Origin of the sequence: uncultured Streptococcus sp., from assembly GCF_905372115.1 — a bacterium.
In the GTDB taxonomy this organism is placed as follows: domain Bacteria; phylum Bacillota; class Bacilli; order Lactobacillales; family Streptococcaceae; genus Streptococcus.
In genome coordinates, this window is sequence record NZ_CAJPNR010000006.1 from 62,064 (window position 1) to 76,629 (window position 14,566).

General features: G+C 44.4%; 17 protein-coding genes and 1 pseudogene. 1 reads left to right on the forward strand and 17 read right to left on the reverse strand.

Annotated elements, in window-relative coordinates:
• Window positions 1-18: 18 nt before the first annotated feature.
• The 5 genes from dnaX to QZ169_RS03415 all read right to left on the reverse strand — a co-directional run bounded on the left by dnaX (window position 19) and on the right by QZ169_RS03415 (window position 4,146).
• Entirely contained in the window at window positions 19-1,689 is a 1,671-nt protein-coding gene (dnaX, locus tag QZ169_RS03395) for a DNA polymerase III subunit gamma/tau (protein WP_002900522.1), read from the reverse strand.
• On the reverse strand, window positions 1,689-2,186 hold the full coding sequence (locus QZ169_RS03400) for a GAF domain-containing protein (RefSeq protein WP_295504908.1): 498 nt from the start codon (window positions 2,184-2,186) through the stop codon (window positions 1,689-1,691). Before QZ169_RS03400 ends, dnaX begins: the two co-directional genes overlap by 1 nt.
• 132 nt (window positions 2,187-2,318) lie before the next feature.
• Window positions 2,319-2,945 (reverse strand): Type 1 glutamine amidotransferase-like domain-containing protein, encoded by a 627-nt coding sequence (locus QZ169_RS03405; protein WP_295504910.1) that lies wholly within the window; start codon window positions 2,943-2,945, stop codon window positions 2,319-2,321.
• An 11-nt stretch (window positions 2,946-2,956) separates the two neighbouring features.
• Window positions 2,957-3,568 carry a class I SAM-dependent methyltransferase gene (locus tag QZ169_RS03410; RefSeq protein WP_295504912.1) on the reverse strand — a complete coding sequence of 204 codons (612 nt, stop codon included), beginning with the start codon at window positions 3,566-3,568 and terminating at the stop codon, window positions 2,957-2,959.
• Window positions 3,565-4,146, reverse strand: a complete 582-nt coding sequence (locus tag QZ169_RS03415) for a GrpB family protein (RefSeq protein WP_295504914.1) — start codon at window positions 4,144-4,146, stop codon at window positions 3,565-3,567. The genes QZ169_RS03410 and QZ169_RS03415 overlap by 4 nt, the downstream gene beginning before the upstream one ends.
• 193 nt (window positions 4,147-4,339) lie before the next feature.
• Between QZ169_RS03415 and QZ169_RS03420 the strand changes: the two genes are divergently transcribed.
• Complete coding sequence (locus QZ169_RS03420; RefSeq protein WP_295504916.1) at window positions 4,340-5,101, forward strand: DNA/RNA non-specific endonuclease; 762 nt, start codon at window positions 4,340-4,342, stop codon at window positions 5,099-5,101.
• Between the two features lie 64 nt (window positions 5,102-5,165).
• On the opposite strand, the gene QZ169_RS03425 is transcribed toward QZ169_RS03420, so the two are convergent.
• The 12 genes and pseudogenes from QZ169_RS03425 to QZ169_RS03480 form a co-directional block, all read right to left on the reverse strand.
• Complete coding sequence (locus QZ169_RS03425; protein WP_295504918.1) at window positions 5,166-5,903, reverse strand: DUF3307 domain-containing protein; 738 nt, start codon at window positions 5,901-5,903, stop codon at window positions 5,166-5,168.
• Complete coding sequence (locus QZ169_RS03430) at window positions 5,900-6,565, reverse strand: SatD family protein (protein ID WP_295504920.1); 666 nt, start codon at window positions 6,563-6,565, stop codon at window positions 5,900-5,902. Before QZ169_RS03430 ends, QZ169_RS03425 begins: the two co-directional genes overlap by 4 nt.
• A 90-nt stretch (window positions 6,566-6,655) precedes the next feature.
• Window positions 6,656-6,973 (reverse strand): TfoX/Sxy family protein, encoded by a 318-nt coding sequence (locus QZ169_RS03435; RefSeq protein WP_295504922.1) that lies wholly within the window; start codon window positions 6,971-6,973, stop codon window positions 6,656-6,658.
• 150 nt (window positions 6,974-7,123) lie between these two features.
• Window positions 7,124-8,644: an ABC transporter permease/substrate-binding protein gene (locus tag QZ169_RS03440; protein ID WP_295504923.1), complete on the reverse strand. Its 1,521-nt coding sequence runs from the start codon at window positions 8,642-8,644 to the stop codon at window positions 7,124-7,126.
• Window positions 8,637-9,365, reverse strand: a complete 729-nt coding sequence (locus QZ169_RS03445) for an ABC transporter ATP-binding protein (protein ID WP_295504926.1) — start codon at window positions 9,363-9,365, stop codon at window positions 8,637-8,639. Before QZ169_RS03445 ends, QZ169_RS03440 begins: the two co-directional genes overlap by 8 nt.
• A 14-nt stretch (window positions 9,366-9,379) precedes the next feature.
• Window positions 9,380-9,463, reverse strand: a pseudogene (locus tag QZ169_RS03450) (polyketide cyclase); the annotation flags it as partial.
• A gap of 163 nt (window positions 9,464-9,626) precedes the next feature.
• Window positions 9,627-10,406, reverse strand: a complete 780-nt coding sequence (locus QZ169_RS03455) for an L-threonylcarbamoyladenylate synthase (RefSeq protein WP_049548065.1) — start codon at window positions 10,404-10,406, stop codon at window positions 9,627-9,629.
• 99 nt (window positions 10,407-10,505) lie between these two features.
• The gene (leuD, locus tag QZ169_RS03460; protein ID WP_295504928.1) at window positions 10,506-11,096 is read right to left on the reverse strand and encodes a 3-isopropylmalate dehydratase small subunit; all 591 of its coding nucleotides are present in this window, start codon (window positions 11,094-11,096) and stop codon (window positions 10,506-10,508) included.
• A gap of 9 nt (window positions 11,097-11,105) precedes the next feature.
• On the reverse strand, window positions 11,106-12,488 hold the full coding sequence (gene leuC / locus QZ169_RS03465; RefSeq protein ID WP_295504930.1) for a 3-isopropylmalate dehydratase large subunit: 1,383 nt from the start codon (window positions 12,486-12,488) through the stop codon (window positions 11,106-11,108).
• A gap of 1 nt (window position 12,489) precedes the next feature.
• Window positions 12,490-12,756, reverse strand: a complete 267-nt coding sequence (locus QZ169_RS03470) for a DUF1294 domain-containing protein (protein WP_295504932.1) — start codon at window positions 12,754-12,756, stop codon at window positions 12,490-12,492.
• Complete coding sequence (leuB, locus tag QZ169_RS03475; protein WP_295504934.1) at window positions 12,753-13,790, reverse strand: 3-isopropylmalate dehydrogenase; 1,038 nt, start codon at window positions 13,788-13,790, stop codon at window positions 12,753-12,755. The genes QZ169_RS03470 and leuB overlap by 4 nt, the downstream gene beginning before the upstream one ends.
• 12 nt (window positions 13,791-13,802) lie before the next feature.
• A partial coding sequence (locus QZ169_RS03480) for an alpha-isopropylmalate synthase regulatory domain-containing protein (RefSeq protein ID WP_295504935.1) occupies window positions 13,803-14,566 on the reverse strand: 764 nt, incomplete at its 5' end.

Sequence of the window (14,566 nt, forward strand, 5' to 3'; positions counted from 1 at the left end):
AGCCTAGAAAAATCTTTTTTAATCCTCTTGAATGGTAATTTTTTCTGCTAAAAAGTCAAATCCCTCTGGAATCAAGCTTTCCTCTTCCTTCTCTTCAACCTCTGCCTTGCCATTGCGGCTGCGAGCTGAAAAGTCCGCCCGAATCTTGGTCCACTCTTCTAAGGAAATGGCCAAAATCTCTGGTGAAAATCCAGCTGCATTGCTGAGGATATTACCAAACATGGTATTGAGATTGTCCCGCTTCATGGTCTGCTCAGCGTTGAAATTAGACTCAAAAGCTAAGATAGCGTGGCTTTCGTTGGCCGCCACCGGCTGCGATCCTGCCAGCAAGGCCCTATCAGCTCCAGCCAGACTTTCGATAATCTCACCCCAGGCATTCTGCAGCTTAGTCAGATTACTGCGAGCTAGGCTTGGATTCTCAACAGCCTCTTCTAGGATGGCATTGACCTTATTGCGGTCTGCTCGGTAGCCCTTAGATTTCTGCGGCCGAATATCCGAAGTTTTGACAGCTGCTGTAGGTTTTCCATTACCATTAGCCAGATGCTGCTTAAGACTATCAATCTCTTGTCTCAGACCCTTGAGCTCATCAGCTAGATTATCCGGAATCGCTGCCGCTACTGGAAGACTGCTAGTCTCTGCCAGTCGAATGGTCATCATTTCTGTATAAATCTTGGGCTGGAGGCTGTTCTTGATATCTGCCAAACTCTTGGTCGCCATATCTATCATGGCAAAGAGAGTGTCCTGCGGTGTCTTGAGATTTTCCAGAAAGAGCTCGCTAACATGATGATTTTCCCCGCCAGTTTTAACAATGATCAGGTCACGCAGATATTGCAGGAGGTCCGTCACAAAACGGGCCATATTTTTGCCACTATCAAAAATCAGATTGAGATTATCCAAGGCTGCTACTGCATCATGAGCAATCAAGGCTGCTACATAGGCATCCAAGGCTCCTAAGCTGATAGAGCCAGTGATTTCTTCAGCAATATCAGTAGTCAAACGATTTTCCTGAGTTAAGCTAAGAGCCTGATCGAGGATAGATAGGGCATCCCGCATACCGCCCTCAGCTCGACGGGCAATAATCTGCACACCTTCCTTCTCAAAGTCAATCCCTTCCTGCTCCAAAATCCACTCAATATGGCTAATAATGTCCTGTGTCTTGATAGACTTAAACTCAAAACGCTGGACACGGGAAAGAATAGTCGCTGGAATCTTATGCAACTCTGTCGTCGCTAGGATAAAGACTACATTTTCTGTCGGCTCTTCCAAGGTCTTGAGCAAGGCGTTAAAAGCCCCTGTCGAGAGCATATGCACCTCGTCAATGATATAGACCTTGTGCTTGGCAAGACTAGGTGCATAGGTAGACTTGTCCCGAATGTCACGAATCTCATCTACACCATTATTAGAAGCCGCGTCGATTTCGATGACGTCTTCAAGGCTCCCCTCAGTGATAGCCTGACAGATATAGCACTCATTGCAAGGCTCACCTTCCTTTTGATTCGGACAGTTCATAGCCTTAGCAAAAATCTTGGCAACACTGGTTTTCCCTGTTCCACGTGGGCCAGAAAAGAGATAGGCATGACTGATTTTCCCTTGCTCCACAGCCTGCCGCAGAGTGGTAGCTACTACCTGCTGCCCCACCAGCTGCCCAAAGGTCTGACTGCGGTACTTTCTATATAAAGCTTGATACATTAGGCTTTTTCTCCAAACATTTCAAAATTCCAAGTCGTTTTTTCAAGCAAAATCTGGACAAACTTTTCCAGATATTCCTGATCTACCTTATCATAATCACCAGTCAAAGCCGAGTCCAAATCCAGCACTCCAAGAAGGCGGCCGTCTTTTACCATGGGCACCACAATTTCGCTCTTAGCCCGGCTATCACAGGAGATATAATTGGCATGCTGGGTCACATCATCTACGATAATCGTCTCTTCTTTCTCCGCAGATTCCCCACAGACACCCTTGCCTAGCGTAATATGGACACAGGAAACAGCGCCCTGAAAAGGCCCCAAAATCAGCTCACTCCCATCAAAAAGATAGAAACCAGTAAAAACCGAATGAGGCAGGGCTTGATTGAGCAAGGCGCTAGCATTGGAAAGATTGGCCAAAACATTGGTCTCGCCCTCCAACAAGGCTTCCAACTGAGCCAGCAAAAGTTGATAATTTGAAATTTTTTCTTTTGTGTTCATAGAGTCTATTATATCAAAAAGCCGGTCTTTCAACCAAGCTTTTCTTATTTTTTAGGATTAAAATGTGATTCAGTGCTTATCATGATTCAAAAGAAAGAAGAATCAAATTCTCACACGATTCATTTTGTCGACTTACTGGATATCCTCCTCCAAAACCTTCACTTCCTCATCCTCCACCAGCACTGCTTGGCGATTATTAAGGGGCAGCAAATTAAGCTTGTCTCCATAAGTATTTAGGATTGCCTGAGCACTTTCAGCAAAGGGTTCTTCGCCAACATGAGGCAGGACATAAAAATCCACCTCGTTTAGTGCATCTGTATCATTCAGTTCCTTAGCAACCGCCTTATCGTCCATAAGTCTGATGTAGTCAATATTCTCAGCAGTGATAACAGCGCCAGCAGATTCTCCCACATAGACCATGCCGTCTGCAATCTGCTCTTTTATCAAGGACAGAAGTTGCTTTTTCTTAAGTTCTTGCAAAAGGTAAAAGGTATTGCCACCAGAGAAATAGAGGAGTTTACTTTGAAAAATCTTAGCTTGAGCTGTTTCTCTATCACAAGCTGAAATATCCAAGACCTCTACTTGAAATCCCAAGTCCTCAAAGGTTTGCAGGGCTTCATCAATATAACCCCTGTACTCTTCTACATTTCCAGCCGTCGGTATAAAAAGTACTTGTTTGCCCAATTGCTTTTCAGACGCATATTGTCTGAACAAGTCCTTGACTCCCGCAAAATATGAACATAAAAATAATTGTTTCATAGGATACCTCCTTATTTTTTCTTAATTTTATAAAGAATCCATTGACCATTTCTTTGACTATCGATGAGATGCAAGTCCAAGTTAGACAAATAATGCTCCAGTTTTTCTTGCTTTCTAAAGGCTGGCAGGTAGTAAGCTAATTTGCTCCATTCACATGCCAGTAAGATGATTCCATCAGGCTTGAGAATTCTCTTTAATTCCAAAAAGGCTTGAGTTAAATCTGACCAATGAAAATGGGTCTGAAATGCTGTAATCAAATCAAATTCCTCAACAGGAAGATTTGTATTCTCAACATTTTTCACCTCAAAAGATAGGTCAGGCTCAGCCAATTTTTCAGCTGCTCTGATGGCCGTAGAAGAAATATCAATCCCCAGAACTCGACTATTAGGAAAGTGCTTTTTCAAATATTTCGAGGATGCTCCATTTCCAACTCCAACATCCAAAATAGCTTTAAATCTCTTCCTATAATCCAGCTGAATGACCGCCCAAACAACCATGGGCATATAAACACGATTCCATAACTTCATCATCCATAATCCTACAAAGCCGGACGGTCTCTTTGATTGGTACATTAAGTAAAGAAAAGCCAGAATAATCAGAAATCCAATCATTGTATAAATCATCTGTCTTCCCTCTCATATCTTTCGCCATAAAGCTTTTTAGCTTCGTCTGTATAGTTCTTGATAAAATCCGTTTTCGCCTCTGTATAGGCATCACGATTGTGCTCATACTGTTTCCACAAGGACAACTTGAACTCCTCATATTCCTTAGCTACAGTAGGATGCTCCTGTAAATAGTCCCTAAAGTAAAGTTCATCATGATCGCCTTCATAGCGCAGATGCAGATGGAAAACCCGCTCCGCAAAACCGCTCGGTGTGTAACCTTTATTAAATGACATCCGCCCTTGGCTTTCTGACATAAGCAGATAACCATTTTGCAGCAGCAAGTCTCTCGTTACCGCCATATCTGTTTCTTTGGGAATTTCCAGCAAGATATCCACTATAGGCTTGGCCCAAATGGTCTCTACCGATGTTGAGCCAATATGGCTAAGACGAACAATCTGATGTTCTGGCAAAAAACTCAAAAGCAGAAGCCGTTCCTCCGCATACCAGTCTTTCCACACCGCCTGATGCTCTCTCAGAAAAATCGGAAAAAGCTGCCACAGCTCCTCTAGTGACATTTCCTCTAAAGATGGACTCATAAGCACCTCCTTAGGTAATTTATACGAGCGTTTTCTCTAGTTATGATTATAGAAAAAATACACATCCTAGTCAAACCTTGCACTTATTGAACAGATATTTATTTTTGTAATATTTTTGAAAAGTTTTAGTTGTCAAACAATCTATTTTTTAGTAGAATGATGTCGGAGATATATTATTTAAAAGGAGTTCTTTATGAAAAAGTTTAGGTTTGGCACTTGGCTTGTCCTGTCAGCCGGCTCTTTGTTGTTACTTTCACAGGCTCTTCCTGCAGAAAATGTCGCTGCTAATCAGAAGAACCAGATTAAGGTCCAGCTGCTTAACCATAGCGATGAAACAGCTATCGGCACTCTGGAGTTGAATGGGGAGTATCAGCTAAAGCTTGGGAAAAAGGACAAGTACGGTCGGGCTACTGCTGCTCATGTTCAAATGCAGGAGCAACACAAAGCCAAAAAGAAAAAGGAGACCAAGGTCACATACAATCCCATCGGTTGGCACAATTACAAATTTTACTATGGAAATGGAGATGATCGGGCTTGGCTCATGAATCGCGCTCACCTAATTGGCTTCACTTTCAGCGGCCTCAATAACGAAGGAAAAAATCTCGTTCCGATGACCGCTTGGCTCAACTCTGGCAGTTTCCAAGGACTGGACGACAATAACCCAGATAGCATGATCTATTATGAACATCGCTTGGAGCGCTGGTTAGAGGAAAATCCAGATTATTGGCTGGATTACAAGGTTACTCCGATTTACACGGACAATGAGCTTCTTCCTCGCAAGATTGAGCTCCAGTATGTCGGGCTTGACGCAGAAGGAAATGTTGTCAGCATCCAGCTAGGGGGCAAGGAAACAATAGATGAAGACGGAATGTCTCATGTCTTCTTGGACAATGTCTCTCCAAATGCAGAGATTGACTACCAAACTGGCACTGCTGTCAATACCATGATTGAGTAGAGTTACAGATAAGAACACAAAAACAGACCATCCTTGCTATGATGATCTGTTTTTTTATTTATTTTTACCAATACAGACAGCCGTAAACCAACAAGACTGCAATCATACTGAAAAGCGAGCCAATCAGGTAGTATTCAGCAAAGGACTGGCTTTCTGAGATCTTATTATAGCGGGCGATAGACTTAGCTGTAAAAACTAGCCCAATGGCAGTAAACTGCCCGAAAATAAGGGAAAGTCCCATAATCAAGCGCTCCAAAATCCCAATCATGGCACCAGCCCCCGCAATAGTCTCTCCGCTGTCTTCCCCTGCCTGGTACTTGCTGAAGAAGAGTTTAAAGAGGATATTAATCGGCTTACCAGTCAGGGCGAAGAAAAAGAGAGCCTGCAGCATGAGGTAGCGCTCAGAAAGCCAATTAGGAGCTGGAATTTGCTGCTGCCCTAAGAGAAAATAAAGAGCAAAAATGCTAATCAAATGCAAGAGCTGATCCAATATAAAGGCAAACTTTTGAGCATGATGCCGGACAATCAATGAATTCAGCTTATACTTAAAGAAGTCAACAAGCGCATGACTGAGCCAGACCAAGGCGAAATATAGCAGATAATTAGGTAGGATGAGCCCCAAGAGCAACAAGGGCAGCAGAACAATTCCTAAATGGAGAATTAAGAAATTCATCCGCCGGCTTTTGAGGTCGGCCATTTTCTGACTTTGAAGCTGAAAATCAGCTAGTACATGAGCCAGCAAAGTCAGTACAAGAATCGGATTCTGCATAAAAAATTCTGAAAATCCCATAAAATTTGTCATTCTTCAGCCTCCTTTGCTGCCTGTAGAATCATTCTCATAGCTAAACGACGATTTCTCAGATAGATCTTCAGTCCAGACGACTTCAGCCGCTTACTAAGCGCACTGGGACTAATCTGCAGCAGCTCTGCCATTTCCCCATGAGAAAAATTCTCGTCATAGATATATTCCTTGAGCATCTGCTCTAGAACCTCTCTCTGACTGGTATTCCACTTACTCTGGATAAATGAAGTAGCTGCCAACACCGTATTGACTGCCTGACTGAGCTCTTCATCTCCCAAGGATACAGCTATACGGCTGCTGCCGTAGTCGTTCTTCTCGTGAATAGCCTCAATGGCTGCGCGTGCCCTCCAGTAGGCCGGACCGTCGGCACCAATACTCTGCTCCCGATTGATGTCCGTCACAATCTCCCCCAAACCAAGCCCAAAGCGAATCGGATGAGGAAAGCCCAAGGCAATCTGATCAAGGAGCTGCATGATTTCTGGATTAGGTCGCAGCAAAGCCTGAAACTCATCTCCAGTCGTTACCGTGAAAGGTGACACCAGATAATCCTGATAATCCTGATTTAGCACTGCCATCATGTCCTGCAGGTCCTTCTGAGCCTGCTTACGATTTTTCAGCTGTTTGGATTCTATTAAATCTCCAATAAGAGCAATATAAAGCATACCAAACCTCCTTTAAGTCCATTATAAAGGAAAATTTAAAAAATGTCTATTTAAACAGCAACTTTTAGAATGTCTATTTTAAAGGAAAGACTATTTTTTCTTTTTAGGTGCTGGTAAGGCAGGGTAGGCTGCTTCAATCAGATTACAGAGAAAGGCAGCATCTTCTACTTCTTCTATACGAAGCATCGGCTTTGCGCCTGGATAAGGAGTTTCATAGACTGGATTTTCCAAAAGATCGAGAGCTGGCTGGACTGACTTGAGAAGCAAGCGATTGTCATAAATCCCGCCGAATAAGCGACCCCGATAATAGAGCAAATACTCTCCCATCATCTTGCGAAAGCTAATTTCTTGGCCTAAGCCCTGCAATTGCTTCAGGATAAAATCCAAATATTCTTGACTAGATGCCATCGGAACACCTCCATGAATTGATACTTTATTATACCAAAAATGAATGAAGATTTCCCGACTAAGAGTTCAACTCATCTCCTCCAATCCGTATTCTGTCAATCCACAAGTAAGTAAAAAAGCTAGACCTTACAAGTCTAACTCTTTTACTTATTATTTTTTTAAAAGTCCTTCCTTGGCCAGATAATCACGCGCAACAGCTTCCGCTTTTTTGCCCTCAATGCCAACTTGATAATTCATCTGGCTCATCTGGCTTTCCGTAATTTTACCAGCCAACTTATTGAGAATACCTTCCAATTCAGGGTGTTTTTCGAGCAATTCAGCCTTCATGAGAGGGGCACCTTGATAAGGAGGGAAAAGGTGCTTATCGTCTTCTAAAACTTGTAAATCATAACGCGCAAGTTCTGCGTCAGTCGAATAGGCATCCGTGATTTGAATATCACCCGACTGAATAGCTTGGTAGCGAAGGGCTGGCTCCATGGTCGCTACATTAAGATTAAGGCCATATAGAGATTGCAAACCCTTGTTTCCATCTTCACGGTCGTTAAATTCCAAGGTAAACCCTGCCTTGAGCCTGTCTTGAACTGCCTTAAGGTCAGAGATGGTTTTAAGATTGTATTCTTTGGCGATAGTCTTTGGAACTGCAATTGCATAGGTATTCTGATAGGCCATGTGATTGAGCAAGACTAGATTATCCTGTTTTTTGATTCCATCACGTGCTGCTTCAAAAACTTCTTCAGCATCATTGCTAACCTTTGGAGCAGGCTGCAAGAGAGTTCCGGTAATTGTACCTGTAAACTCAGGATAGATATCAATATCACCTTTTTTTAGAGCTTGATAAAGGAAGTCAGTCTTCCCAAAATTAGGTTTGACTGTCACAGTCATATCCGTATTTTCCTCAATAAGGAGTTTATACATATTCATAAGAATCTCTGGCTCTGGACCCAATTTCCCAGCAATAACCAGATGATCCTTCTCCTGCTTGGGAATTAGACTGGGTGTGTAAGAAGCGCCAAGGCCGAGGATTAAGACAGCAAAAGCTGTAAATACCGTCCGAAGCTTAGCTTTTTCCATCCATTTAAGGAGACTGTTGAAAAGAATGGCCAAAACAGCAGATGAAATTGCCCCAATCAAGATTAGACTGGCATTGCGACGATCAATTCCTAGAAGGATGAAGGAACCTAATCCACCAGCTCCGACAAGAGCTGCTAGAGTTGCTGTTCCGATAATCATTACCGTTGCCGTCCGAACTCCTGATACGATGACGGGCATTGCTAGAGGCAGTTTAAACTTTTTGAGTCGTTCCCACTTGGTCATCCCAAAGGCGATTCCAGCTTCTTCTAAACTAGGATCAATCCCATTCAAAGCTGTGACAGTATTTTCTAAAATCGGGAAAATAGCGTAAATCACCAGGGCAGTCAGTGCCGGCAATGTACCAATCCCCATGAGGGGGATAAAGAGTCCCAGCAAGGCCATTGAAGGAATGGTTTGAAAGATTCCCGCAATTTGCAGCACCCAATTGGCTGCCTTTTTATGACTATGTAGATAGATAGCAAGCGGAATGGTCAGGAATATGGCCACTAGTAAAGTCAGAAGAGACAGCTGGAGATGTTGCCCTAAGGCTGCCAACCATTCGCCAAAGCGCTCCTGAAAAGTAGAAAACAAATTAGCCATGTTGAACACCTCCAAACAAATCTGCTACAAAGCTGGTCGCAGGTGCAGATAAGATTTCCTCAGGTGTCGCAACTTGACGAATCTCCCCGTCCTGCAAAACAGCAATCCGATTGCCCAATTTCAAAGCCTCATCCGTGTCATGGGTCACAAAGATTGTTGTCATCCCAAACTGGTCATGGATACTCTTGGTCAAGCTCTGCAATTGCTTACGCGAGATAGCATCAAGAGCTGAAAAAGGCTCGTCCATCAGCAATATTTTGGGTTGGGCGATAATGGAACGGACAATCCCCACCCGCTGCTGCTCACCACCAGACAACTCACTCGGCATACGCTGAGCATAGTCTTCAGCAGGCAAGCCTACTAGCTCCAGCAATTCATCAGTCTTCTGCTGAATATCTGCCTTGCTCCATCCTTTCATTTCAGGAATGAGAGCAATATTTTCAGCCACCGTTAGGTTTGGAAAGAGGGCAATCGCTTGTAAGACATAGCCTGTAGAAAGGCGCAGCTCACGCTCATCATAGTCTTTGATGCGCTTGCCATCCATGTAAATATCGCCATCTGTAGGTTCCAAGAGGCGGTTGATCATCTTGAGCATGGTTGTCTTACCTGACCCAGAAGGACCTACTAAAACCATAAATTCACCATCCTCGATTTGTAAGTTGACATCTCTCAAGACATCCTTTTCTGTATAGCCTAGCGCTACATTTTTGTATTCAATCATTGTTTGTCCTCAATTTAAAACTTCCCTCGATTCGTCAAGTCTTCTACCTTAGGCATGACTTCCTTATTATCCCAATGCTCAACAATCAATCCATTATCATCCAAAACGAATGGTTCCATTGTAACACTTGTGATTTCAACTATCAAGAATTTTGTTCTATTTGGAAATAATTTTAAACTGGGATAAAGAATTTAAAATTAAAGTTTCAAACTAAAAAACCCAGTGTAAAGAGGCGACTCCTACACTGAGCTTCTTTTTATCTTAGTAATATTCACCCTGACGGTAATCCCATGAGTTAAAGGTATCGGACAGGTGCATCATGATTTTGTCGATGTCCAAGCCTTTGCGGATGACCACTGGTGCTGGTGAGATAGAACGTTGCCCACCTTGTTCTGGAATCAGTTTTCCATCCTTGTCAACCATTGAGACCATAACACCTTGCTCATAGCGAGTTTCAATGGTCTTGTCTGGCTGGATAGAGGCTACATAGTCATCTGCTTCAATGACGAGGTCAACAGCATTTTCAATGCGATCGCCGATTCCTTCGACCTTTCCGCGGTTTCCTTTACCGGATGGGTTGGCTGAAGAAGCATAAACCATCTTGCCTTCTTCCCAAAGCTTAGCTGCCAGCTGCTCGCCCGCCTTACCAAACTTAATAACAAAACAGCTAGTGCCACGAACATCTGTCATCAGCTCTTCCCGGCCGTCGCCATAGGCTTTGAGCTTTTCAAAAGCTTCTGGCTTCCATGGAAGGATACAGCCCAAGAGGATATCTTCATCCCAATGCTTTTGATAAAAAGCTTCAATTTCCGGATTCAGCTGAGCTAAAGCACGGAGCTCATCCATACTGCCACAGAGGACAACACCTGGCTTATTACGGTTACGAGCCTTAGCTTCGAACTTACGCTCCAAGCCAGCTTTATCGCTGGTCATGATGATGTAACCCACCTTGGTCGGGCAAACGATACAGCCGCCGTCGCCTTTCAAGATGTCATAACCTTCTTGTGAAAGCTGTCCGTTCCATTGAATGTGTTTTGTCATAAGTTTCTTCCTTTTCTATTAAATTAAGATTTATTTTACCATATATTTTTATCGGAGACAAGGTTTTTTCAGAATTTTCTCAATATAGCAAAAATAAGGTTACTGCCAATAAGATGGACGATTTTTTTCATATTCTGCAATCAAATCCTCGTACTGCAGCGTAATGCCGATGTCATCTAGACCGTTGAGGAGCTTGTGCTTCCATTCACCATCAATGTCAAAGGAGAATTCTCCCACCGGTGAAAAAATCTTCTGCTGCTCCAAATCCACCGTCACTTCATCCGTTGGCTTCAGATTAGCCAAGTCTTGCCGCACTTCAAGAGGCTGGACGATAGGCAGCATACCGTTATTAAGCTCGTTATTGTAGTGAATATCCCCGAAAGAACCGGCAATGACTACCTTGAAGCCATAGTCAGCCAAGGCCCAGGCAGCGTGCTCGCGAGAGGAACCCGCACCGAAATTGTCCCCTGTAATCAGAATAGTCGCCTTGCGGTACTCCGGTCTATTAAAGACGAAATCAGGATCTTCGGTGTACTGATTGTCCAGATAGCGCCATGCGTACATGAGGTACTTGCCAAAACCTTTTTTATCAATCAACTTGAGAAACTGCTTGGGTAAAATTTGGTCCGTATCAATATTATCGTTCATTAGAGGAACCGTCGTCCCCGTGTAGATTGTAAATTTTTCCATAAAACTTCCTTACTGGACCTCCGGTAGCTGGCGTACGTCTACGAAGTGCCCGGCAATAGCTGCCGCTGCGGCCATAGCTGGACTGCAAAGATGGGTCTTAGCGCCAAATCCCTGACGATCCTCAAAGTTCCGATTACTAGTAGAGGCACAGTGAACTCCGTCTGGTACCTTGTCTGGATTCATTCCCAGGCACATGGAACATCCTGGATCGCGCCACTCAAAGCCCGCATCCATGAAAATTTTATCCAGTCCCATCTTTTCAGCAGCCCGCTTGACCGGACGAGAGCCTGGTACGACGATAGCTGTCAGATTGGGAGCGATATGCTTGCCAGCGACAAACTTAGCAGCCAGCTGCAAATCGCTGAGTCTGGCATTGGTACAGGAGCCGATAAAGATATAACCTAGGTCAATATCTTCTGCTTTCTTACCCGGGGAGAGGTCCATGTAATTGTAGGCCCGCTCGTCGTTCATATCACGAATTTCTGGGAAAGCCGCGCCGAACTCTACTCCCATAGAAGGATTGGTCCCCCAAGTCACCATAGGTGCCAGCTCGGAGACATCAATCTCAATGACCTTATCATAGACAGCATCAGGATCACTGACTAGAGTCTTCCAATCAGCTACTGCTGCCTCAAAGTCCTTGGGAGCACCCGGCCTTCCTTGAACGTAATCATAGGTCTTCTGATCAGGATTCATAATGCCCATCTTGGAGCCAAACTCTATGGACATATTGCAGATAGTCATGCGCTCTTCCATGGTCAGATGCTCAATCGCATCCCCAGCATACTCGACCACATGACCGACACCTGCAGCCACACCATATCGGGCAATCAGAGCGAGGATAAAGTCCTTGGCATAGACACCCTTAGGTGGCACTCCTGTAAATTTGACCAGCATTTTCTTTGGCTTGACCTGCCAAATGGTCTGCGTTGCAAAGACGTGCTCTACCTCTGAAGTACCGATTCCAAAAGCAATAGCTCCAAAAGCTCCGTGAGTGGCCGTGTGACTGTCACCGCAGACGATAAATTTTCCCGGCTGAGTCTTGCCCGTTTCGGGTCCAACCATATGAACAATACCTTGCAACTCCGATCCATGAGCCGCATGCTCGATGCCAAAATCCTTGACATTCTCAGAAAGTTTATCAATCTGAGCCTTGGAAATCACATCCCGAATATCATAGATATTGACCGTAGGAACATTATGATCAAAGGTTCCAAAGGTCAAGTCCGGCCGTCTAACCTTGCGCCCTGCATCTCGAAGACCTTGAAAAGCCTGAGGGCTGGTTACTTCATGAATATAATGCTGATCCACATACATAAGCTGGGGCTGGCCTTCTTCACCAGTTATCAGATGCCTTTCCCACAGCTTATCAAAAATCGATTTTCCAGCCATACTAGCTTCTCCATATGTAATACAAAATTCCGATTTCCACTATTATTCCGCAAATCCAAGCCAGCCAGAAATACCTTTTTCTGGTCTTGTGGTGAAAGAGTCGACCGCCTAATAAAGCGCCCAAACCTCCGGCTGCCAATGCTGACAAGAGCAAAGTTTTCTCTGGAATGCGATAGTGATTTTTCTTAGCCTTTCGCTTATCCCAGCCATAAAGCAGGAAAACGATAAGGTTCCAAAGTAGGCAAATACCTGTTAATATCCATTTCATAAATTATTAATAATTGACTCCGTCATTTGAGTTGTTGTCGCCTGACCGCCAATATCTCGGGTTAAAATACCCTGAGTCAAAGTCATCTCAACCGCTGCTTCAATCGCCTCTGCAGCCTCAAGCTCTGCAAAACTATCCCGTAGCATCATTGCTACAGAAAGGATCATACTGATAGGATTGGAAATGCCTTTCCCTGCAATATCTGGAGCAGAACCATGGATAGGCTCGTAAAGACTTGGTCCAGCTGCCGAATGACTGGCTGAGGGCATAACTCCCAGCGTCCCTGACAAGACACTGGACTCGTCTGATAGAATATCCCCGAAGAGATTTTCTGTTACTACGACATCAAACTTAACAGGATTGGTAATCATGAGCATCGCAGCGCTGTCCACCAGTTGGTGCTCCAAGGTCACATCTGGATAATCCTTGGCCACCTCATCTGCTACTCTGCGCCAGAGTTTGGATGTCGCTAGTACATTTTGCTTGTCGATACTGGTCACGCGCTTTCTGCGACCACGCGCAATGTCAAAGGCCTTACGGACAATTCGCTCTACCTCTTCATAGCTGTAGTCGTTGATATCACGAGCAGATTTGTCCTTCAAAATATGCTCACCAAAGTAAATCCCACCAGTCAGCTCGCGCACGACCACGAAATCCACACCAGCAATTCGCTCTGCCTTCAAAGGCGACAAATGCTTAAGAGCATCGAAAATCTTAACTGGACGGATATTGGCATAGAGTTCAAGCTCCTTGCGTAGAGCGAGCAAGCCTTGCTCCGGACGAACCGGTGCATTATCATACTGGGGACTGCCGATAGCTGCTAGGAGAATAGCATCCGCCTCCTTGGCCGCTTCTAGAGTTGACTGAGGCAGAGGATGACCTTCCGCATCAATACCAGCACCCCCAAAAGCCTTCTCAGTAACATGATAAGTAAAACCGAACTTGTCCGCAACAGCAGCCAGCACTTGGAGACCGGCTTCCATGATTTCTGGGCCGATACCGTCTCCCGCCAGAGCTACAATTTCTTTTGTCATAGTCGTTTCCTTCTAATTATTTGCAGGCAGATCGCGGTAAGATACCTGATGGCCGATTTCACCAGCATTTTCCTTTTGCACAAAGGTGTTGGCATGGATATAGGCAATGGCGCTGGCCTTAAGAACATCAAAGTCAATCCCAGAAGAGTTGAAAATCGTATCTGTATCCGTATTTTCAACAGCTACCAAGACACGAGCCTGAGAGTCAATACCGTCCGTTACCGCTTCGATATTATAAGACAAAAGCTGAACAGACTGGTTAAAGAATTGGTCAATTGCATTAAAGATGGCTTCAACGCTTCCCTTGCCTTCTGCCACACAGTTAATTGTCTCACCATCGCCATTAACCAGCTGCACATCTGCTGTGATGGTATGGTCATCATTGGTCGTCAGCTGCAGATCATCAAAGTGGAAGCCTTCAGGATTTTCGACGGTCGTTCCGGCAATCAGAGCTCGAATATCAGCGTCTGTGACTTCATTTTTCTTATCAGCCAAGACCTTAAATTTAGCAAAGAGATCATTGATTTCAGATTCTGCAAAGTCCAGAGCCAATTCTTTGAGTTTTTCGACAAAGGCATGGCGGCCAGACAGTTTACCAAGCGGCAGTGAATTGCTCTTGATTCCAACCAGCTCAGGTGTGATGATTTCATAGGTCAGTGGATTCTTAAGGACACCATCCTGATGGATACCGGACTCATGAGAGAAGGCATTGCCACCAACGACCGCCTTGTTCTTAGGCACTGGAATACCTGAGAAGCGGGACACCAGCTCAGAAG

Excerpts from the sequence above, each read along its gene's own strand:
- dnaX (WP_002900522.1), bottom strand. The coding sequence starts at position 1,689 with ATGTATCAAGCTTTATATAGAAAGTACCGCAGTCAGACCTTTGGGCAG.
- QZ169_RS03400 (WP_295504908.1), bottom strand. The coding sequence starts at position 2,186 with ATGAACACAAAAGAAAAAATTTCAAATTATCAACTTTTGCTGGCTCAG.
- QZ169_RS03405 (WP_295504910.1), bottom strand. The coding sequence starts at position 2,945 with ATGAAACAATTATTTTTATGTTCATATTTTGCGGGAGTCAAGGACTTG.
- QZ169_RS03410 (WP_295504912.1), bottom strand. The coding sequence starts at position 3,568 with ATGATTTATACAATGATTGGATTTCTGATTATTCTGGCTTTTCTTTAC.
- QZ169_RS03415 (WP_295504914.1), bottom strand. The coding sequence starts at position 4,146 with ATGAGTCCATCTTTAGAGGAAATGTCACTAGAGGAGCTGTGGCAGCTT.
- QZ169_RS03420 (WP_295504916.1), top strand. The coding sequence starts at position 4,340 with ATGAAAAAGTTTAGGTTTGGCACTTGGCTTGTCCTGTCAGCCGGCTCT.
- QZ169_RS03425 (WP_295504918.1), bottom strand. The coding sequence starts at position 5,903 with ATGACAAATTTTATGGGATTTTCAGAATTTTTTATGCAGAATCCGATT.
- QZ169_RS03430 (WP_295504920.1), bottom strand. The coding sequence starts at position 6,565 with ATGCTTTATATTGCTCTTATTGGAGATTTAATAGAATCCAAACAGCTG.
- QZ169_RS03435 (WP_295504922.1), bottom strand. The coding sequence starts at position 6,973 with ATGGCATCTAGTCAAGAATATTTGGATTTTATCCTGAAGCAATTGCAG.
- QZ169_RS03440 (WP_295504923.1), bottom strand. The coding sequence starts at position 8,644 with ATGGCTAATTTGTTTTCTACTTTTCAGGAGCGCTTTGGCGAATGGTTG.
- QZ169_RS03445 (WP_295504926.1), bottom strand. The coding sequence starts at position 9,365 with ATGATTGAATACAAAAATGTAGCGCTAGGCTATACAGAAAAGGATGTC.
- QZ169_RS03455 (WP_049548065.1), bottom strand. The coding sequence starts at position 10,406 with ATGACAAAACACATTCAATGGAACGGACAGCTTTCACAAGAAGGTTAT.
- leuD (WP_295504928.1), bottom strand. The coding sequence starts at position 11,096 with ATGGAAAAATTTACAATCTACACGGGGACGACGGTTCCTCTAATGAAC.
- leuC (WP_295504930.1), bottom strand. The coding sequence starts at position 12,488 with ATGGCTGGAAAATCGATTTTTGATAAGCTGTGGGAAAGGCATCTGATA.
- QZ169_RS03470 (WP_295504932.1), bottom strand. The coding sequence starts at position 12,756 with ATGAAATGGATATTAACAGGTATTTGCCTACTTTGGAACCTTATCGTT.
- leuB (WP_295504934.1), bottom strand. The coding sequence starts at position 13,790 with ATGACAAAAGAAATTGTAGCTCTGGCGGGAGACGGTATCGGCCCAGAA.